Source organism: Ignavibacteriota bacterium (genome assembly GCA_016708125.1).
Lineage (GTDB): Bacteria > Bacteroidota > Ignavibacteria > Ignavibacteriales > Melioribacteraceae.
This window is the reverse complement of the sequence record JADJGF010000001.1, coordinates 3,985,744-4,007,936: the sequence shown is the minus strand read 5'-3', so window position 1 is coordinate 4,007,936 and position 22,193 is coordinate 3,985,744. Positions and strand designations below refer to the sequence as shown.

Sequence of the window (22,193 nt, the reverse complement as noted above, 5' to 3'; positions counted from 1 at the left end):
AGTTATAAATGTTGAAAATTATTGTATCCTTACTTTTAGTTTTATCGATAATAAATTCCGCTCAAGAATTTCCATATAAAAATCCAAATTTACCCGTAGATGAAAGAGTAAATGATTTAATTTCACGTATGACATTGGAAGAAAAATTTTGGCAATTGTTTATGATTCCCGGTGATTTACGTGATGGAAAAGAAAAATACAAAAATGGGATATTTGGATTTCAAGTTTCAACTGAAGCTAAATCCACAAAAATTACAGAGCAAATATTAAACTATGGAAAATCCGGTTCACCGGAATCTGTCGCAAAAAAAATAAATGAAATCCAAAAATATTTTGTTGAAGAAACAAGATTAGGAATTCCAATAATTGCTTTTGATGAAGCACTTCATGGTTTAGTTAGAGATGGTGCGACAGCTTTCCCGCAAGCTATTGGATTGGCTGCAACTTGGAATGTTGATTTAGTGAGCGAGGTCGGAAAAGCAATTGCTTTGGAAGTTAAGTCGCGTGGAATTAGACAAATTTTATCTCCGGTAATAAATATTGCAAGAGATGTTCGCTGGGGAAGAACTGAGGAAACTTATGGAGAAGATCCTTTCTTAACGTCACAAATGGGATTAGCTTTCATAAAAGAATTTGAAGAGAAAGGAATTGTTACAACGCCTAAACACTTTGCAGCAAATGTAGGAGATGGCGGTAGAGATAGTTATCCAATTCATTTTAACGAAAGATTAATGGAAGAAATTTATTTTCCGGCGTTTAAAGCTGCAGTGAAAAAGGGAAATGCACTATCGTTAATGATTTCATATAATTCATTCGATGGAATTCCTTGCTCAGCAAATGATTGGCTGTTAAATAAAAAACTTAAAGAGGAATGGGGATTTAAAGGATTTGTAATTTCAGATGCCGGCGCAATCGGCGGAGCAAATGTATTACATTTTACTTCGCAGAGTTATGCGGAATCAACAATGGAAACAATAGAAAATGGTTTGGATGTAATATTTCAAACTTCTTATTCTCATTATCCGCTTTTCTATGAAGCATTTGAAAAAGGTATGATAAAAGAATCTACAATAAATAAAGCTGTTGAACGAGTATTAACTGCAAAATTTAATTTGGGATTATTTGAAAACCCATATGTAGATGCGTCTAAAGCTAATGAAATCAATGGTAATATAAAACATAGAGAACTGGCTCATAAGTCCGCGCTTGAATCAATTGTTTTATTGAAAAATGAAAATAATATTCTTCCATTAAAAAAAGATTTAAAGAAAATTGCAGTTATTGGTAACGATGCAATTGAGGGAAGGCTCGGCGGATATAGTGGTCCGGGAAATAATATTGTAAATATATTTGAAGGTATTAAGGAGAAAGTTAAAAATTTTGCTGAAGTGAAATTTGCAAAAGGAAGTAGTAGAGAAAATATTGAATATGTTCCGATACAAAAAGAATTTTTGTCTCATTTTCAAAATGGAAAAAAGCTAAATGGATTATTTGGAAAATATTATAATAATCCTAATTTTATTGGGGAACCTTCTTTTTCTCAAGTTGATGAAAATATAAATTTTAGATGGACTTTATTTTCTCCCGATCCGGAAAAGTTAGATTATGATTGGTACTCAGTAAAATGGGAAGGAAAAATTATTGGTCCAAAAAATGGGAAAGTAAAAATTGGCATTGAAGGTAATGACGGATATAGATTATACTTAGATAATAAACTTGTAATTGATAATTGGATTCAGAAATCTTATCGAACTTCAACAGTTGAATATGAATTTGAAAAAGAAAAAGAATATGATATAAAAATTGAGTTTTATACAACCAGCGGAAATACAAGATGCAAATTAATTTGGAATGAAGGAATAAATAATAATTACGAACAAGAAATTAATGATGCAGTTGAAATTACAAAACAAAGTGATGTGGCTATAATTGTTGCCGGTATTGAAGAAGGCGAGTTTAGAGATAGAGCATATTTAAATCTTCCGGGAAATCAAGAAGAATTGATAAATGAAATTTCTAAAACCGGAATTCCGACAATAGTTGTTTTAGTTGGAGGAAGTGCAATAACAATGAGTAATTGGATAAATAATATTTCTGGAATTATAGATGTTTGGTATCCGGGAGAAGTTGGAGGTAACGCCGTTGCCGATGTTCTATTTGGAGATTATAATCCGGCTGGAAGACTTCCGATTACCTTTCCAATACATGAATCTCAATTGCCGCTTTATTATAATCACAAACCAACCGGAAGAGGTGATGATTATAATAACTTAACCGGACAACCATTATTTCCGTTTGGCTATGGTTTAAGCTACACAACATTTGAATATAAAAATCTTTGTATTTCGAAAAAGGAAATTTCAAAAAACGAAAATGTAACTATAGAATTTGAAGTTATGAATATAGGAAATTTTCCCGGCGATGAAGTAATCCAACTTTACATAAAAGATTTATTTGCTTCAGTTGCCAGACCAATTATAGAATTAAAAGACTTTCAAAGAATTAATTTAAAAGTCGGTGAAACAAAAAAAGTTAAATTTGAAATTACTCCGGAATTATTAACAATGTTAGATAAAGATTTAAATGAAGTTGTTGAAGCTGGTGATTTTCAGATAATGATTGGAGCTTCGTCAAAAGATATTAGATTGAGAGAAAAAATTACTGTAAAATAGTCAACAATTTTTAGTTTCTTGGAGAAAGCAATTGTCAATTATTTCAAGAAGGGAATTTATAAAAGAAATTGGTGCCGGCTTATCATTTACCGCACTTTCTCCTTATCTATTTAAAAATAATTTTACCTCTGAAAATGACTTACCGAATATTATTATTATTTATGCAGATGATTTAGGATACGCCGATATTGGGAAAAATGGTGCTAAAGGTTTTACTACACCCAATCTAGATAAAATGGCTGATGAAGGAATACTATTTACGGACTTCCATGTGGCAACCGCTGTTTGCAGTGCTTCACGTGCGGCATTGTTAACCGGATGTTATTCGGAAAGAGTTAGTATTCGCGGAGCTTTATTTCCGGCTTCAACAATTGGATTAAATCCCGAAGAAGAAAATATTGCCAAAATATTAAAAAGGAAAAATTATAAAACCGGTTTAATCGGTAAATGGCATCTTGGTCATCATAAAGAATTTCTTCCGCTGCAGCAAGGATTTGACGAATATTATGGGTTGCCTTATTCTAATGATATGTGGCCCGTTGATTTTGATGGAAATCCAATTAAAGACAATTGGAAAACGATATATCCAGAACTAATGTTAATTGATGGAAATGATCAAGTTGAATCTGTTAAAACTTTAGATGATCAAGCTCAGCTTACAACAAAGTACACAGAACGCGCTGTTAATTTTATCAATAAAAATTCGCGAAATAAATTCTTTTTATATCTTGCTCATTCAATGCCGCATGTACCAATCGCAGTATCGGAAAAATTTAAAGGGAAAAGTGAGAACGGACTATATGGTGATGTTATTATGGAATTGGATTGGTCAGTTGGTGAAATATTAAAATCGTTAAAAGAAAATAATAGTGATGAAAACACGTTAATAATATATACAAGTGATAATGGTCCTTGGCTTAACTTTGGAAATCATGCCGGCTCGGCATTACCGTTTAGAGAAGGCAAAGGAACAATGTGGGAAGGTGGTGTTCGCGTCCCGTGCATAATGAGGTGGCCAAAAAATATTATTCAAAATTCTATTTGCGATAAATTGTCATCTACAATTGATATTCTTCCAACAATTTCTGCGATTACGAAATCCGAATTGCCAAAAAATAAAATTGACGGAATTAATATTTTACCATTACTAAATAGCGAAAAAGATGCAAATCCTAGAAATGAGTTTTGGTATTATTACGATTATGATTTAATTGCCGTTCGAAAAAATAATTGGAAATTATACTTTCCATGTACGCAAAGAAGTTATGAAGGTATGAAACCCGGCGTTGATGGATTCCCGGGCCAAACTTGGCAAAAAAAAATCAGTTATGAATTATATAATTTAAATGAAGATGTTGAAGAAAAAATAAATGTAATAGATAAACATCTTGATATTGTTGAGCAATTAAAAATTATTGGTGATAAAGCTAGGTACGAGCTTGGTGATCGATTGACCGGAGTTAAAGGTAAAGAAAATAGAGAGCCTGGCAGAATTGGAAAAAATAGAGCCGTGTTTGAAAATCATCTGGCGATTAATTCTTCAATTGAACTTAAAAATCCAGCGAGTGAAAAATTTGCTCAAGGTAATAAATTAATATTAGTCGATGGAAATTCCGGTTCCTTGGATAATAACGATGGTAATTGGCTTGGATTTGAAGGAACAGATTTTGAAGCAATTCTGAATTTGGGAAAGCAAACTTTTATAAATTTAATTAGTATTAGTTTTCTACAAAATCAAATGTCATGGATTTTTCTTCCTTTCGAAATAAAATTTTCAGTTTCAGATAATGGAAATAATTTCACTGAAATTCATCATGAAAAAAATGATACATTATCATCGTTGGATATTTTTGCAAAATCGTTTTCTAAAAAAGGTGTAAATAGAAAAGTTAGATTTATCAAAATTAATGCGCCAAATATTAAAGAATGTCCAAGCTGGCATAGAGGTAAAGGTGGTAAAGCTTGGTTGTTTGTTGATGAAATTATTGTCAACAAATAATTTTAGAATTCCATTTAAAGAGATTATCATGAAAAATATTTTATTAAAAATGTTAATTATTGTTTTTTTCTCAATAGAAATATTTGCGCAGGGAACTCAAAATATTCTGTTAAATAAAGCAACTGGATCTCATTCGGAAAGTTTTCAATCATTTACATTTGATGGAGCCTGGTGCTGGTTTTCAGATCCAAGAGCAGTTTATTATGAAGGCAAACATAAGAGAACCTATGCCGGTTGGATTGATAGTCATGGTGATGTTACTATTGGATATTACGATCACACAACAAATAAAATAAAAACAAAAGTTCTTGAAGATAATTATGAAATAGATGATCATGATAATCCTTCTTTAATTTTTACTCCCGAAGGAAAATTAATGGTCTTTTTTACAAAACACGGCGGACCAAATCCGTTTTTACTTTTTACGATGAAGAGTTCCGAAGACATTGATTCATGGGAACGGAATGAATTATTTCTGAACGATACTGAATTATATTCTGAATTTACAAATACGAACACATATGCAAATCCGGTTATTTTATCGGAAGAGAATAATAGAATTTATCTTTTCTGGCGCGGAATTGATAACAAACCAAATTTTTCATTTTCTGATGATATGGGAAAATCATGGAGTAAAAGTAAAATATTTGTTTTGCCTAATCGTATTTACAATATGCGCCGACCTTATATGAAAGTTGCGTCGAATGGAAAAAATAAAATTATGTTTGCGTTTACAGACGGTCATCCCAGAGACGAAAATGAAAATAGCATTTATTATATGTACTATAAAAATGGAAAATTTTATAATGCAGAAAATAGGGAAATAGGAATTTTAGGAAAAGAACCAATCTCGCCAAACCAATCTTCAATTGTTTATAATGCGTCATTGACAAAAGTAAAATCATGGATTTGGGATATTGCGGTAGATGAAAATGATAATCCGGTAATTGTTTACGCAAAATTTCCTGATAGTAAAAATCATATTTATGTTTATGCAAAATGGAATGGAGAAAAATGGATTAGCAGTGATTTAATAAATGCCGGAGCTTGGTTTCCGCAAACACCGCAAGGAAAAATTGAATATGAACAAAATTATTCCGGTGGAATTATTCTCGATCATGAAAACACAAATATTGTTTATCTGTCTGCCAAACGAGATTCGGTTTTTGAAATAGAAAAATGGGAAACAAAGAATGGTATAGATTGGGAAGCTAAATCAATAACTAATGGTTCAATCAAAGATAATGTTAGACCATTTGCAGTAAGAAATGCAAAAAGCGGAAACCCAATACAATTATTATGGATGCAAAATTCACATTATGTTCATTATACAAATTATCTTTCTTCAATTAAAATTGATTTAAAACCCTTTGTAAATGATGAAGTTTATAATGTTGAAAATATCAAAAACCTTATGAGACAAACTGCAGATTGGCAATTATCAAATCCGTTTATAAGTGCTCATCGGTTAGACTGGCATTGGGGTGCTTTTTATATTGGTCTTGCAGCACTTTATGAAACAGTAAAAGAAGAAAGATATTTAAATGAAATTATCAATATTGGACAAACGAATGATTGGAAAATAATTGCTGATGTTTATCATGCGGATAGGCTTGCAATTTCAGATGTTTATACTTGGTTATATGAAATTTACAAAGATCCAAAAATTATAGATAAATCAAAATGGGCGATGGATATTCATTTAGCAAGAGATCCCAAAACTGATATAAGATTTCAAGATAATAATTACAAATTAGAATGGTGGACTTGGTGCGATGCTTTGTTTATGGCTCCGCCATCTTTTGCTCGCATTTACAAAGCAACAAATGAAATTAAATATTTAGATTATGCTGATAAACATTGGTGGATAACTTCTGATTATTTGTATTCGAAAAATGACAGTTTATATTTTAGAGACGATCGTTTTTTTGATAAGAAAACATCAAACGGGAAAAAAGTATTTTGGGGAAGAGGAAACGGTTGGGTAATTGCCGGATTAGCTAGAATGCTTAAGTTTATTCCTGAAACTTATCCAACAAGAGAAAAATATATTCAGCAATTTAAAGAAATGGCTGAAAAATTATTAAAGCTGCAAAGGGGAAATGGATTATGGACTGCCAGTCTGCTTGATCCGGAAGAATTACCACTTGGTGAATCAAGCGGAAGTTCTTTTTATACTTTTGCCTTAACTTGGGGAATTAACAATAATTTCCTTGAAAGAGAAAGATTTGAACCGGCAGTTAAAAAGGCATGGAAGGCACTTACAAAAAATATTAATGAATGGGGAAGACTTGGTTTTGTTCAGCAAGTTGCGGGAGATCCGTATCCTTTTCATAAAGATCAGTGGCATGTTTACGCAACAGGAGCATTTTTACTTTGCGGAAAAGAAATAATTGAATTGCTTGAAAAAGAATAAAAATAAATAAGAATGAATTTAGAATTAAAATATTAAAAATTCACCTTATTTAATGTTAATATAAATTGCGCAAAATTTTAGATTTATTTCTCGGAGCATAAAATGAAAAATATAATGATGGCATTAATATTCCTTTTAAATTTAATTTGCCTGAAAGCTCAAGATTTTACAAATGAAACGAAACAGGAAACTGACTTGAGAATGGAGTGGTGGAATGATGCTAAGTTTGGAATGTTTATTCATTGGGGAGTTTACTCAGTTCCGGCAGGCTGGTACAAGGACAAAATGATTCCCGGCATTAGTGAATGGATAATGTATTCGGCAAAAATTCCCGTTGAAGAATATGAAAAATATGCGGCAGTTTTTAATCCAATTGAATATGATCCAATAAAATGGGTTAAAATTGCTAAACAAGCCGGAATGAAATATATTGTAATTACTTCTAAACATCATGATGGATTTAGCATTTGGGATTCTAAAGTTACAAATTATGATATTGTTGATTACACACCTTATAAAAAAGATATTCTAAAACCTCTTGCTGAAGCATGCAAAAATGAAGGCATAAAATTAGGTTTTTATCATTCCATTATGGATTGGCATCATCCTGATGCAACAAAAGAAAATTTCGCAAAATACAGAGATGAATATTTAATTCCGCAGTTGGAAGAATTATTAAATGAATTTGATAATCTTTCAATCCTTTGGTTTGATGGCGAATGGATTGAAGAATGGACTGAACCTCAAGGGAAGAAATTATATAATCATTTAAGAAATAAAAAGCCGGAATTAATTATCAACAACAGAATTGGAAAAGGTCGGCAAGGAATGCAAGGCATGAATAAAGACCATAGTTTTGTTGGAGATTTTGGAACACCGGAACAAGAAATTTTGGAAACATCGTCAACTTTGCCTTGGGAATCGTGCATGACTATGAATGATTCTTGGGGATTTAAAAGAGGAGATGAAAATTGGAAATCATCCGAAACAATAATTTACAATATAATTGATATAGCTTCAAAAGGCGGAAATTATTTATTAAATGTTGGTCCCGATGAAAAAGGAAACATTCCTCATGAAAGTATAATTAGACTTGAGCAAGTTGGGAATTGGATGAAATTGAATAGTGAAGGAATTTATAATACAAGACCAATGAAGAATTATTTTGAAGGTGAAAATATAAAATATACTAAATCAAAAAATTCTGATTACATATATGCTTACATTCTTAAAAAACCCGTATCTGATTCAATTAAAATTAAGTATGTGGTTCCAAAAGATAATTCCAAAATATTTTTGCTAAGTCAAAATCTTACACTTAATTATTCAATTAAGAATAATGAAACAATAGTTTTATTGCCCTCTGGCATTGAAGAAAATGAATACCCGATCTGTTTAAAAATTGAAGGTTCAGAAAAAAAAGTTGCTTCATCACCTATAGTTAAGGTTAATGAAAAAGTTGTCAAAGATACATATTTATTTCAAGATAGCATTGATGTTGAAATTATTTCGAATGATATTGGTGCAGAAATTAAATATACGACTGATGGAACTTTGCCAAATCAGAATTCAAAATTATATTCTTCAAAATTAAAAATTAATAAGTCCGCAAGTTTGAAATCAATTTCTTATAAAAATGATTTTGTTGAAAGCATCTTAAAAACGGTACAATTTTATAAAATTAAATCAGTGAAAGATTTACAAATTAAGAATAATCCTTCAGAAAAATATTCTAATTTGAATAAGTTTATTCTTGTAGATGGAAAACGAGGTTCGGAAGAATATGAAGATAATAATTGGTTGGGATTTGAAGGTGTTAATTTTGAAACAACAATTGATTTAGGTCAGAATAAAAAAGTAAATGGAATTCATATTGGTTGTTTATCAGATTTAAATTCTTGGATCTTTTTGCCAAAAAAAGTTACTGTATATATATCAGATAATAATTCTGATTTTAATAAAATTTCTGAAGTTAAATATGAAACAAAAAATACTGAAACTCAGAAACCTTTTGTAAAAGATTTTTCTGCGAAAATTAATTCAAGTACAAGATTTATTAAAATAATTGCGGAGAATATTAAAGAATGTCCAAGCTGGCATAAAGGAAGTGGCGGTAAAGCATGGCTTTTTGTAGATGAAATAATTCTTGACTGATTTAATTATTTTGACTTAATAAAGTGTGAATAATTTTAAAACTGAACAATATTAATTTTTAACTAGAACTTTTTAATTGTAGTTATAGCTAATTATTGAACTATAAAAAATTTAGGAAATTCAATGAATCGTATTTTACAGAATTATGAAAACGCAAAAGATTTTTATTCATTAAATAATATTGATATTGAATCGGCGCTTAAACGGTTAAACGATTTCTCTATTTCAATTCAATGCTGGCAAGGCGATGATGTGGGCGGATTTGAAAAACCAAATTCGGAACTTTCCGGCGGAGGTATTCAAGTAACCGGAAATTATATAGGAAAAGCTCGTTCAATTTCAGAACTTCAATTAGATATGGAGAAAGTCTTTTCACTTGTACCTGGAAATCACAGATTTAATCTTCATGCAATTTATGGAGATTTTTACGGTGATATAGTTGACCGAAATGAAATTCAGCCAAAACATTTTGAAAGCTGGATTGACTGGGCAAAAGAAAATAATTTAAAATTAGATTTTAATGCGACATGTTTTTCACATCCCAAAGCTGATGATGGTTTTACATTGAGCAATAATGATAAGGAGATTCGGGATTTTTGGATTGAACATGTTAAACGTTCAAGGGAAATTACTGCACACTTTGGAAAGGAATTTAATTCACCATCAATTCATAATTTATGGATTCCGGACGGTTCTAAAGATATTCGATTTGATAAATGGACACCTCGACAAATATTGAAAGAAAGTCTTGATGAAATTTTCCAAATTGAGTTTGAAAAAAAATATATTAAAGATGCAGTTGAAAGTAAATTATTTGGTATCGGCAGCGAATCTTATGTGGTTGGTTCACATGAATTTTATTTGGGATACGCGCTTAGCCGCAACAAAATGGTTTGTCTGGATATGGGACATTTTCATTTATCTGAAAATGTTGCAGATAAAATTAGTTCTATTCTTCAGTTTTCAGATGAAATATTATTTCACATTAGTCGTGCAGTTAGGTGGGATAGCGATCATATTCCTATTCTAAATGATCAACTTTTAGAAGTTGCATCACAAATAGTAAGATACAATTTAGATAAACGAACAAATATTGCATTAGATTTTTTTGACGGTTCTGTTAACAGAATTGGAGCTTATGTTCTTGGAATAAGATCAACACTTAAAAGTTTACTTATTGCATTATTAGAACCATCTGTAAAAATTAATACTTTTGAAAAAAATGAAAATTATATCGGCAGATTAGCCTCGATGGAAGAAGCAAGATTTTATCCAATAGGTGCGGTTTGGGATTACTATTGCTACAAAAATAATGTTCCAATAGAATCTGAATGGGTAAACGAAATTATAAATTATGAAAGAAAAGTTCTAAGTAAAAGAATTTAAATTCTCTATAAAATTGTGGTGAGGTATTGATGAAACAAAAAGGTATTCAAGATCATTTAAACTCTGTTGAAGAATTTGAAAGGCAGCCGGTTCCGGAAAATAAAATAAAAGGTTGGAAAAGTTTTCTTGGTATGTATATCGGAGAACATACTGCCGGAACGGAATTCGTAATAGGACCATTATTTGTCGCTCATGGTGTTGCAGCAAATGATTTAGTTCTAGGATTGTTATTTGGAAATATTCTTGCAGTATTGAGCTGGGCTTTTTTAACCGGACCAATTGCAGTTAAAGAAAGAATTACATTATATTTTTTATTAGAAAAAATAAGTGGAAAAAAACTAACAACTATTTACAATTTAGTAAATGCATTAATGTTTTGTTTTTTAGCAGGATCAATGATTGCTGTATCTGCAACTGCAGTAGGCATTCCTTTTGGACTTCAAATGCCCACATTAAATGATTGGCTTCCAAATAGTATTGGATGGGTTTTTGCAGTTATTTTAGTCGGAACTTTGACTACAACAGTCGCAATGTTCGGATACAATCTTGTTTCAAAAGTTGCAAATATTGCCGCACCTTGGATGATACTTATTTTTCTAAGCGCCGCAATTGCTGTATTGCCAGACCTTGATATTCATTCTGTATCTGATTTTTGGGAAAAAGCAAATTTAACAATATGGACCGGCACGCCTTTGGAAGGTCAGAGCCAATTTAATTTTTGGCATGTATTGTTTTTTGCATGGTTCGCAAATATGGCAATGCATATTGGTATGGCTGATTTATCGATTTTAAGGTATGCAAGAAAATGGTATTATGGATTTAACTCCGGCGCAGGAATGTTTGTCGGTCACTATCTTGCATGGTTAGCCTCAGGTATTTTATATGCATTATTCTTAAAAGAATCAAATTTTAGTAATGAATTTGCTCCAGGTCCAATTGCTTTTCGCGCAGCCGGTTTTGCAGGAGCTATAACTGTTATTATTGCAGGATGGACAACTGCAAACCCAACAATCTATAGAGCTGGATTGGCTTTGCAAGCTATCCGTCCAGAATGGAAAACTTGGAAAGTTACGATGGTTGTTGGAATTATTACAACATTGGCTTCCATTTTTCCGGCGTTAGTTATGAAATTATTAGATTTTGTTGCATTATATGGATTAGTCTTAATGCCAATGGGTGCTATTATTATGATGGATTTTTATATTATTCCTAAACTTGGATTAAAAAGATATTATGCTCAGACATTTGGAAAATCGTTTAATTTTGCTGCCGCGCTTGCTTGGGGATTAACTCTATTGTTTAGTTTAATTTTAAGTTTATCATTTGGAGTTGAAATATTTTTTCTTGGCCTCCCAGGATGGTTTGTTGCCTCTGCAATATTTTTAATTGCGAGTTATTTTATTCAGAAGAAAGAATTAGAAAGGAGCATTTCATGAAAGCAATAAAAGTTATTTCTTTGTTAAGCCTTATAGCATGCATACTGCCTTCAGTATTGGTGTTTAATAATGTTGTTACATTAGAAGATAATAAATTAATTATGATCTTTGGAACGATAGGTTGGTTTTTAACTTCTCCTTTTTGGATGAATAAAAAAATCTAATAAATAAATTTTAATTTTGATTTAATGCTGATAATTGCAAGAAAGTATTTATATGAAAAAATCATATGCCTTTCACATTATGACAAAGCCAGCCGGACCATTATGCAATTTGGATTGTACATATTGTTTCTACTTAGAGAAAGAAAAAATTTATCCTAATACAAATAATTGGATAATGAATGAAGAAGTATTAGAAAAATATATCCATCAATATATTTCCACTCAATCTGTTAATGAAATTAACTTTGCATGGCAAGGCGGTGAACCAACAATTTTAGGCGTTGATTATTTTAAGAAAGTTGTTGATCTGCAAAACAAATATTCAAACGGAAAAATTATTTATAATTCATTTCAAACAAATGGAATTTTATTGGATGATGAATGGGGAGAATTCTTATCAAATAATAATTTTCTTGTTGGAATTTCAATTGATGGACCGCAAGAAATTCATGATAAATTTAGATTGTTTAAGGGCGGACAAAGTTCTTTTAATCAAGTAATGAGAGGGATTTCAACTCTAAAAAAACATAATGTTGAATTTAATACTTTAACATGCGTTCATAAATTTAATTCCTATAAATCTTTAGAAGTTTATAGTTTCTTAAAAGAAATTGGAAGCGGATTTATTCAATTTATCCCGATTGTTGAACGAAAATCTTCAATCCAAAAAAATGACGAATTGGAATTGGTTTCACCAAATTATAATGGTGATGCTGAAGTTACAAATTGGTCTGTTGAATCTTTACAGTATGGTAAATTTCTTTCTTCAGTTTATGATGAATGGTTAATAAAAGATGTTGGGAAAGTATTTGTCCAGATTTTTGATATTTCATTGGAATCATGGATTGGACAGCAGCCGAGTCTTTGCATATTTCGGGAAGCATGCGGCGGTGCTATGGCGCTTGAACATAACGGCGATTTGTATTCTTGCGATCATTATGTTTATCCGGAAAATAAATTGGGAAATATTATTTCTGAATCTTTGGAGAAATTGGTTGATTCAGTAAAGCAGACAAAATTTGGATTAGATAAAAAATTATCTTTGCCAAAATATTGCAGAGAGTGTGAATTTCTTTTTGCATGCAATGGTGAATGTCCAAAACATAGAATTATAAAAACTCCCGATGGTGAAAATGGTTTAAATTATTTGTGTGCCGGTTATAAATATTTTTTTAATCATATTGATTATTCTATGCAGTTTATGGCTAATGAATTAGAAAATGGAAGACCTCCGGCAAATGTTATGGGTTGGTTAAAAAATCAAAAGAAAATTCAAAAAAGTAAATTCTGTTTTACATCAAAATAAAATATTTATTTATTTCTTATTTCTCCAAAAGTTCAATAAAAATAAAATTATTTCAAATCACATTTAATTAAATTATATTCAAATAAAAATATTTTGTTAAATTGAATATGTTAAAAATGCATATTCAATTAAACTTGGTTAAATAATTGGATGTATTTGAGTTAGAAAATCGAAGACTTGATCTTCATCATGAAATTAATAATTGGAATTCAAACAGAGTTAAGTTATTTCTTATTTATGATTATTTTCAAAACATACTTTCACTAAATGACAGCAGTATTTTCAGTGCTTTTGCGACTGAATTTATTGACAAATATTTTTATCTACTCGAAAAAACCGATCCGTATTTTGTACATCCCAGTTTCTTCAACAATATTATTCTTCAGGCATCAGAAATAAAAAGGAAAATTTCCGATTCGGAATATTCCGAAAAATATTCAAATATAATTTCACACTTTGAAAATAAATTTAAAAAACTTAACGAAACACTTGCCGGAAATAATTTTAATGAGATAGTTCCTCAAATTAAGTTCCCGGTTTTAGAAAAAAGTGAAAATAAAAATATTTTCCTATCCGGATTTTTAGAAAGTCTTTCAATTGAAATTAAAAAATGCAACATAAAAAATAGATTTATAATTATTCCGAGCGGAGTGAATCTTGAAAATTTATTAGAAACCCAAATTAATATTTCATGGGAATTTGCAGTTTCATATTTAAAAAATTATATAAAGTATATCAGCAAATTTCATGAAGTAATAATTCATTTCGATCAGAAAGCCGGAAATTATATTGGTAATTCTTTGGGAGTTGTTTTAGCAATTTCGTTTATCGAAAAACTATTGGCTCTTTATATTGCCGATTATCAGATTAGCATAAAACCAGGAGTAACAATAACGGGAGGAATTGACCAGCATCAAAATTTAATTGCAATTTCAAATCAAATAATTTCGCAAAAAACTGAAATAGTATTTTATTCATTTGAAAATATTTTTGTAGTTCCAAAGAGTGATGAAGAAGCTGCAAAGAAAAAACTTAGTGAACTTAAAACTGAATTTCCCAAAAGAAATCTTTTTATAGAATCAGCTGAAAATATTTACGATATTTTTAATAGAAGAAATCTAATTGAAATAAAGAAACTAAGTTATGTTAAGAAAACTGCAAACAAACTTAAGAAAAATTGGAAAGCCGCAATTATTATTTTACCCCTTTTAATATTTGTAGCATACTTTTTATATCGTGATTGGGATGATAATCCGGCAAATTTAGAAGTCACGGAAAATACTGTATTTGTAAAAAATAAATCCGGTAGAGTTTTATGGACTAATAAAGTGGGTTTCGATCCTTATAGATTACCTGGTGAAAATTATTTGAATTATTTCCAAAAATTGGTCGATATAAATAATGATGGAATTAATGAAGTGATTTTATCTCATGAAGAATATTCTGAATTAGGTGATAAATCTAACTTTAGAAGAATTGTATGTTTTGATAAAAATAAAACAAAGATTTGGCAATATAGTTTTAAAGACACAATTACTACAAATTTGCAAAAAATGGATACAATTTATAGTTCATTTTTAATAGATACAGTAACTATTAAAAATAAAAAATCTTTGGTTTGTGTGGCAAATAATGCTAAATCTTATTCTTCTGCAATTTTTCAATTGGATTTAAAAACCGGTAAAAGAATAAATTCCACTTTGTGGAATGCCGGATTTTTTACAAATGGATTGATATTTGATTTTGATAAAGATGGTAAAAATGAAATATTTGCTAATTTTGTTAATAACGGATATGAACAAGTTGGTTTATTAGTAATCGAAACGGAAAAACTAAATGGACAATGTCCAACTACTTCTAATTATGAATATAAATTTTTACCAATTGCAGATTTAGAAGAATATATTTTGTTTCCTAAAACGGATTATACACATTATATAAATCGAAGGATTGAAGGTATTCCATTAGGTAGTTCGCTTCTTTTTTCAAACGAAAATAAATTTTTAATTAATGTAGAATTTGGTGTGAACCAAGTAAGCATACACTATTATTATAATTACTTATTAAATAATTTTGAAATAATTGTTGGAAATGGATTTCGCGTAATGAGAGATTCACTTGTTGTTCACGGAAAACTAAAACCGCCGCTTACAGATACGGATGAATATTGTAATTTGTTAATTTCTCAAATAAAATATTGGAATGGAAAAGAATTTGTTTATAGAAAAGATTTGTACCAATAATCTGAATACAGAGGTTTTAATCACAAAACCAATTGAGTTTTAATAGTTGAGATATTTTTGAAAGAAAAGTAAAAAGTAGCAGTGGGAAAAAAATTATTATTAAAATCTTAATCTCATTTTTAAATCTCAATTCTTTTTTCTCTAATCTAAAATCTAATCCAAATAATTACTATTTTTGTCAAATTCTTTATTAACAAAAAATCGAGCAGAACTTTTCTTTTCATACAAAATTTGGAGTTTAATATGAATAAAGCTGCAACCGGATTTATGAATAAATATATTGTTCCGCCATTAAATGCACTAAGCGAAAATGCATATTTGTCAGCAATTCGTGCGGGAATGGTTGCAGTTGTCCCACTGACAATTGTAGGAAGTATATTTATAATTATTTCTTACTTTCCACTTGGCGGATGGGATAAAATAATTGAACCGTACAGAGTTCTACTTGATATCCCAGTTAGTGCAACGTTTGGGCTCCTTGCGGTATTTGTTTGTTTTTCAATCGGATATGATTTGGGAAAACAAATGAAACAAGAGGCTATAATTAGTGCTTCGCTTTCAACATTAATATTTCTGTTAATTCAGTTTAATCCTGATGATGGTTTATTGATAATGGATAATCTTGGTTCAAAAGGAATTTTTACTGCAATACTTATTGCATTTATTTCCGTTAGTGTTCAAAAATTTTTCACTGAAAAAAACTTGGTTTTAAGATTACCCAAAAATGTTCCGCCCGTTGTTTATGAATCATTTGTATCATTAACTCCCTTATTCTTTCTTCTAATTTCATTCTGGCTTATCAGATATATTTTTGGAATAGATATAAATGAATTTGTTCAAATAATTTTTAGACCAATAGTTTTTGCATTTAATACATTGCCCGGAATTTTAGTTTATGCATTTTTAGTTACATTGTTGTGGTCGGTTGGAATAAACGGCGATAATGCTATGGATGCAATTGCCGCTCCCATATTTTTACAATATCTAACCGAGAATGTTACTGCCATGTCCTTGAATCAACCTTTGCCTTATATTACAGCGTACGGATTTTTCACAACATTTGTAAATGTCGGCGGAACAGGCGCTACAATTGGCTTGGCTTTGATTATGTTAAATTCTAAGGAACCGGGATTTAGAAAAATTAGTCGGTTTTCATTGCCTACACAAATTTTTCAGATTAATGAACCGATATTCTTCGGTTTCCCAATTGTACTAAATCCAATTTTTATGATGCCATATATTTTAATTACTTTATTTCTTACTGCCGGGACTTATATTTTAATGGATTTTAATTTGATTAGCAGACCGGTAATAAATGTTCCTTGGACAACACCGCCAATTATTGGGCATTATCTCGTTTCCGGTGGTGATTGGAGAGCTGCTGTTTGGGGAGTTGTATCATTATTAATTGCAATGGCTGTTTATTTTCCATTTGCTAAAATTGCTGAAAGAAATAGATTAAGAGATGAAGCCGCCGGAACTTCACACGAATAATAAAATTTAAGAGTTCGTAAAAATTATATTTTGACAAACAATAAAATAAATTACAAATTAGCTTCTGTAGGAATTAAATCAACTCTTGTTGGAATATTTTCTAGTTTAATTCTTGCAAGTATTAAAATTATTAGCGGAATAGTCGGGAATTCTTATGCGCTAATTGCTGATGGAATTGAGTCAATTGCTGATGTATTTACGTCATTTGTAGTTTTAACCGGATTGAAAATTGCATCAAGACCACCGGATGAAAATCACCCATATGGTCATGGAAAAGCTGAACCGCTTGCAGCGCTCGTGGTTGCAATTGCGTTATTCTTGGCTGCATTTGTAATAATTTATCAAAGTATTCATGAAATTATTACTCCGCATCATGCTCCGGCAGAATTTACACTTTTGGTATTGATCATTGTTGTAATTATTAAAGAGATCTTATTTAGACGAATTAAAAACGTAGGAACAAAAATAGAAAGTGTTGCTGTAAAAAATGATGCTTGGCATCATAGAAGTGATGCTATTACCTCCGGTGCCGCATTTATAGGAATATTAATTGCAATTATCGGTGGGGAAGGATACGAAAGTGCTGATGATTATGCTGCTTTATTTGCATCAGTTGTAATTATGTATAATGGAGTAAAATTGATGAAACCTACTGTTTATGAATTAACAGATGCAAATTTATATGAAAAATTAATTGCGGATATAAAGAAAGTCGCGCTGAAAAATGAAAAAGTCCGTGATGTTGAAAAATGCTTTGTAAGAAAAATGGGATTTGATTACTACGTTGATGCACATGTTGTTGTTGACGGAAATTTAAAAGTTTCTGAAGGTCATTTAATTGCTCATGAAGTTAAAGATTCACTTATTAAATTTAATCCAAAAATAAAGGAAGTACTTGTTCATATTGAACCAGACTTGAATATTTAGTTTAACAATTTATTTTGAATTACTTTCAAAATCTAAGTGAGATTTTCTGAAATAAAATCAAAATTACTTGAAATAAATATCATTCCACCGAAGTTCTTTTTTTAATTCTGAAATATTTGTAGAATCGTTAATAAGTAAATGTTCAATATCAGCAATCTCTGAAAAATCCTCAATAAATTCCGATGTGATGGATTGGCTAAAAACTGTGTGATGAGCACCTCCGGCATATATCCAAGCCGCAGCACCAATTTCTAAATTTGGTTTTGGAATCCACATTGCTCTTGCCACTGGAAGTTTTGGTAAATCTTTATCCGGATTTACAACTTCAACTTCATTTGTAATTAATCTAAATCTGTTTCCTAAATCAATCAAAGAAATATTTATTGCGTTACCCGGATTTACATTAAAAACTAATCTTGCAGGATCTTCTTTCCCACCAATACTTAATGGATGAATTTCCAATCTTGGTTTTTCCGATGCAATTGACGGGCAAATTTCTAACATATGTGATCCTAAAACTTTATCACCATTCTGATTAAAATGATAAGTATAATCTTCCATAAATGAAGTTCCGCCTTTTAAATCATTTGCCATAGTTTTAATTGTGCGTAACATGGCAGCAGTTTTCCAATCTCCTTCGGCTCCAAATCCGTATCCGTCGTTCATTAATCTTTGAACAGATAAGCCGGGCAATTGTTTTAAGCCATGCAGATCTTCAAAAGTAGTTGTAAAAGCTTTAAAGTTCCCATCCTTTAAAAATGTTCTTAAACCTAATTCAATTCTTGCCGCATCTATAACATTACTAAATTTTGGACCATCTTTTTTCGCTTCATCGGAAATAGTATATAAATCGAAATATTCTTCAACCAAATTATTTATTTCAGAATCGCTAATTTCATTTATTACTTTTACTAAATCACCAATGCCAAAACCGTTTACTGAAATACCGAATTTCATTTGTCCGCTTACTTTGTTACCTTCCGTAACCGCAACTTCTCTCATGTTATCGCCAAAGCGGGCAATTTTCATATTCTTCATATCGGCCCATGCTGAAACCACTCGCATCCAATTTGCAATTTGTTTTTGTACGTTTACATCGCTCCAATGACCGACAATAACTTTTCTATTTTTTTTCATTCGAGAGCAAATAAAACCGAATTCTCTATCTCCGTGCGCAGCTTGATTAAGATTCATAAAATCCATATCAATTGTGTCCCACGGAATTTCTTTATTGAACTGAGTATGAAAATGAAGAAATGGTTTTTGCAAAATATTTAATCCATTTATCCACATTTTTGCAGGTGAAAAAGTATGCATCCAGAAAATTAAACCGATGCAATTAGAATTTATATTTGCTTCATTTATTGTATTAAAAATTTTATCAGAAGTTGTAACTACCGGTTTGAAAACTATATTTATCGGAAGGTTTTTAGACTCATTTAAACTTCTAACTATATGAGTTGAATTTTCTGCAACTTGTCTTAATGTTTCTTCACCATATAAATGTTGACTGCCGGTTACGAACCAAATTTCAAAAGAATTATTATTCATTATTTACCCGAGAAAAATTTAAAATTATTTTTGTCCGTAATAAGAATCCGGACCGTGTTTTCTATTGTAATGTTTATCTGAAATATATTTTGGGAGATCTTTTAAATTTGGATTAAGCTGATATGATTTAAGATTCATCTCGGCAATTCTTTCAAGTATCAAAGAGTTTTTCACTGATTCATATGCATTCTTTCCAAATACAAATGGTGCATGTCCGGCGACTAATATTGCCGGATTATTAAGAGGGTTTGTATTTTTCAAAGTTGATACAATTAACTTTCCGGTATTTAGTTCATAATTATTTTGTACTTCAGCTTTAGTGAGAAAGCGAGTAACCGGTATTGTTCCATTAAAATGATCTGCGTGAGTTGTTCCAATACAATTAATCCCACGGCATGCTTGCGAAAATATAGTTGCATAATTGCTATGTGTATGTGTAATGCCGCCAATCTGCGGAAAGAATTTATAAATTTCAACATGAGTCAGTGTATCGGAAGAAGGACGTTTTTTGCCTTCAACAATATTTCCTTCCAAATCAACAACAACCATATCGCTGATTTTTATTTTATCATATTCAATTCCGCTTGGTTTAATTACAATAAGATTATTTTTTCTATCAATACCGCTTACGTTTCCCCAAGTAAGAATTACAAGTCCATACTTTACTAAATTTAAATTAGCCTCTAAAACTTCTTTTTTTAGTTTTGATAAAATCAATTTAATCTCCTAACGGAATTTTTAATTTCCAATAACTCTTTCATTATATTAAATAAATTTCCGTTCCACTTATTCGTCCCAAATGCATCATGTAATTCATCATAAAGTTTATATAATTTTTTATAAATATTAACATTCTCAGAAATTGGGTAATAAATTTTATCAATACCGGTCATAGCGTTTATTGCATTTTCAATTTTATCGTAACCGCCGTTTTTAACACCAGCGGCAACAGTTGAATAGATTGCTGCCCCTAAAGCTGGTGTTTGTTCGCTTTTAGAAACCTTCATTGGTCTATTTGTTACATCTGCATAAATTTGCATAAGAAGTTTATTTTTTATTGCCAAGCCACCGCAATTTACAATTTGATTTATCGGAACTTCATTTTCTTCTATTCGATCAATAATTTTAAGCGCACCGAATGCAGTTGCTTCAATTAATGTACGATAAATTTCATGAGGCTGAGTGTGTAAAGTTTGACCAACAACCAATCCGGTTAAGCGGACATCAACAAGAACGGTCCTATTACCGTTATTCCAATCCAAAGCAAGTAATCCTGATTCTCCCGGTTTTAATTTTTCAGCTTCTCTTTCCAGAGTTACAAATTTTTCTTCAATTGTTTTGCCGTATTTTTCTGGAACAAAATTATTTACGAACCATAAAAAAATATCACCAACTGCTGATTGTCCGGCTTCAATTCCATAATAATTTTCCATTACTGAATTTTTAACAATTCCGCAAACTCCGGGGATATCATTTATTTTTTTAGCTGAGTTAGAAACCATGATATCACAAGTACTGGTTCCTAAAATTTTAACTAAAGTTCCTTCGGAAATTCCCGCACCGATTGCTCCCAAATGAGCATCAAATGCGCCGACAGAAACTATAACATCTGTAGATAAACCAAGTTTATCAGCCCATTCTTGTGAAAGACTGCCAATAGAATTTTCTGCAGAATATGCAGTATCAAATAAATTCTCTCTAATATTTCCAAAATTTGGTGAAAGCTTATTTAAGAATTCACTATCCGGCAAGCCTCCCCAAGTATCGTTAAACATTGCTTTATGTCCGGCAGCGCAAACACTTCTTTTAATATTCTTAGGATTTAAATCACCAATTAAATTTGCAGGAATCCAATCACAAATTTCTACCCAGCTAAATGCAGCATCATAAACAACCGGGCTTGTATTTTTGCAATGCAATATTTTACTCCACCACCATTCAGAAGAATAAGTTCCTCCAATTTTTGATAAATACTGAGGTCTTATTTGTGCAGCCAATTCCGTAATTTGAGCAGCTTCTTCAAAACTTGTATGATCTTTCCAAAGCCAAACATAAGCTGCCGAATTATTTTTAAATATTTCATTAAAACAAAGTGGAGTGCCGTTTTCATCAACCGGCATTGGACTGCTACCCGTAGTATCAACACCAATACTTATAATATCTTTTTGATTAAAATTATCTATAATTTTTTTTGCACTTTCAATAGATTTTTTAACTGTAATTTCAATACCTAAAATATAATCTGCCGGATTTTGCCTTGCTAAATTGGGATCATTTTTATCTATAATTACTCCAGCTTCTCCGGAAGGATAGTTAAATACATGCGAAGAAATTTCAGAACCATTCTGAATATCAACAATTAAACATCTGCAAGAGTTTGTCCCAAAATCAAGACCAATAGCATATTTGTTCATTACATCCTCTGAAAATTTTTCCTTAATAATT

Annotated in this window: 14 protein-coding genes; 11 read left to right on the top strand and 3 right to left on the bottom strand. The window is 30.8% G+C overall.

Going from position 1 to position 22,193, the window contains the following annotated elements:
- The first annotated feature begins 8 nt into the window (after positions 1–8).
- The 11 genes from IPH62_17245 to IPH62_17195 all read left to right on the top strand — a co-directional run bounded on the left by IPH62_17245 (position 9) and on the right by IPH62_17195 (position 18,197).
- On the top strand, positions 9–2,672 hold the full coding sequence (locus IPH62_17245) for a glycoside hydrolase family 3 C-terminal domain-containing protein (protein MBK7107021.1): 2,664 nt from the start codon (positions 9–11) through the stop codon (positions 2,670–2,672).
- Between the two features lie 67 nt (positions 2,673–2,739).
- Positions 2,740–4,671, top strand: coding sequence for a sulfatase-like hydrolase/transferase (locus tag IPH62_17240; protein ID MBK7107020.1), 1,932 nt, complete (start codon positions 2,740–2,742; stop codon positions 4,669–4,671).
- 28 nt (positions 4,672–4,699) lie between these two features.
- Positions 4,700–7,087, top strand: coding sequence for a glycoside hydrolase family 88 protein (locus tag IPH62_17235; protein MBK7107019.1), 2,388 nt, complete (start codon positions 4,700–4,702; stop codon positions 7,085–7,087).
- Positions 7,088–7,189: 102 nt separating this feature from the next.
- Entirely contained in the window at positions 7,190–9,241 is a 2,052-nt protein-coding gene (locus IPH62_17230) for an alpha-L-fucosidase (GenBank protein ID MBK7107018.1), read from the top strand.
- Between the two features lie 123 nt (positions 9,242–9,364).
- Positions 9,365–10,627: an L-rhamnose isomerase gene (locus tag IPH62_17225; protein MBK7107017.1), complete on the top strand. Its 1,263-nt coding sequence runs from the start codon at positions 9,365–9,367 to the stop codon at positions 10,625–10,627.
- Between the two features lie 29 nt (positions 10,628–10,656).
- The gene (locus tag IPH62_17220) at positions 10,657–12,063 is read left to right on the top strand and encodes a hypothetical protein (protein ID MBK7107016.1); all 1,407 of its coding nucleotides are present in this window, start codon (positions 10,657–10,659) and stop codon (positions 12,061–12,063) included.
- The gene (locus tag IPH62_17215; GenBank protein MBK7107015.1) at positions 12,060–12,227 is read left to right on the top strand and encodes a hypothetical protein; all 168 of its coding nucleotides are present in this window, start codon (positions 12,060–12,062) and stop codon (positions 12,225–12,227) included. Before IPH62_17220 ends, IPH62_17215 begins: the two co-directional genes overlap by 4 nt.
- A gap of 52 nt (positions 12,228–12,279) precedes the next feature.
- Positions 12,280–13,533 (top strand): anaerobic sulfatase-maturation protein, encoded by a 1,254-nt coding sequence (locus IPH62_17210; protein ID MBK7107014.1) that lies wholly within the window; start codon positions 12,280–12,282, stop codon positions 13,531–13,533.
- 146 nt (positions 13,534–13,679) lie between these two features.
- Positions 13,680–15,776 carry a hypothetical protein gene (locus tag IPH62_17205; protein ID MBK7107013.1) on the top strand — a complete coding sequence of 699 codons (2,097 nt, stop codon included), beginning with the start codon at positions 13,680–13,682 and terminating at the stop codon, positions 15,774–15,776.
- Positions 15,777–16,019: 243 nt separating this feature from the next.
- Entirely contained in the window at positions 16,020–17,270 is a 1,251-nt protein-coding gene (locus IPH62_17200) for a PTS sugar transporter subunit IIC (protein ID MBK7107012.1), read from the top strand.
- A 45-nt stretch (positions 17,271–17,315) separates the two neighbouring features.
- Positions 17,316–18,197, top strand: coding sequence for a cation transporter (locus IPH62_17195; protein ID MBK7107011.1), 882 nt, complete (start codon positions 17,316–17,318; stop codon positions 18,195–18,197).
- Between the two features lie 63 nt (positions 18,198–18,260).
- On the opposite strand, the gene araA is transcribed toward IPH62_17195, so the two are convergent.
- From araA to IPH62_17180, 3 genes are read right to left on the bottom strand one after another with little or no spacing between them, the layout of a single operon-like run.
- Positions 18,261–19,748, bottom strand: coding sequence for an L-arabinose isomerase (araA, locus tag IPH62_17190; GenBank protein ID MBK7107010.1), 1,488 nt, complete (start codon positions 19,746–19,748; stop codon positions 18,261–18,263).
- Positions 19,749–19,772: 24 nt separating this feature from the next.
- A complete protein-coding gene (araD, locus tag IPH62_17185) occupies positions 19,773–20,462 on the bottom strand; it encodes an L-ribulose-5-phosphate 4-epimerase AraD (protein ID MBK7107009.1) in 690 nt (229 codons plus the stop codon).
- Entirely contained in the window at positions 20,462–22,162 is a 1,701-nt protein-coding gene (locus tag IPH62_17180) for a ribulokinase (GenBank protein ID MBK7107008.1), read from the bottom strand. Before IPH62_17180 ends, araD begins: the two co-directional genes overlap by 1 nt.
- Positions 22,163–22,193: the final 31 nt, after the last annotated feature.

Excerpts from the sequence above, each read along its gene's own strand:
- IPH62_17210 (MBK7107014.1), top strand. The coding sequence starts at position 12,280 with ATGAAAAAATCATATGCCTTTCACATTATGACAAAGCCAGCCGGACCA.
- IPH62_17245 (MBK7107021.1), top strand. The coding sequence starts at position 9 with ATGTTGAAAATTATTGTATCCTTACTTTTAGTTTTATCGATAATAAAT.
- araA (MBK7107010.1), bottom strand. The coding sequence starts at position 19,748 with ATGAATAATAATTCTTTTGAAATTTGGTTCGTAACCGGCAGTCAACAT.
- IPH62_17200 (MBK7107012.1), top strand. The coding sequence starts at position 16,020 with ATGAATAAAGCTGCAACCGGATTTATGAATAAATATATTGTTCCGCCA.
- IPH62_17235 (MBK7107019.1), top strand. The coding sequence starts at position 4,700 with ATGAAAAATATTTTATTAAAAATGTTAATTATTGTTTTTTTCTCAATA.
- IPH62_17225 (MBK7107017.1), top strand. The coding sequence starts at position 9,365 with ATGAATCGTATTTTACAGAATTATGAAAACGCAAAAGATTTTTATTCA.
- IPH62_17215 (MBK7107015.1), top strand. The coding sequence starts at position 12,060 with ATGAAAGCAATAAAAGTTATTTCTTTGTTAAGCCTTATAGCATGCATA.
- IPH62_17230 (MBK7107018.1), top strand. The coding sequence starts at position 7,190 with ATGAAAAATATAATGATGGCATTAATATTCCTTTTAAATTTAATTTGC.
- IPH62_17220 (MBK7107016.1), top strand. The coding sequence starts at position 10,657 with ATGAAACAAAAAGGTATTCAAGATCATTTAAACTCTGTTGAAGAATTT.
- IPH62_17180 (MBK7107008.1), bottom strand. The coding sequence starts at position 22,162 with ATGAACAAATATGCTATTGGTCTTGATTTTGGGACAAACTCTTGCAGA.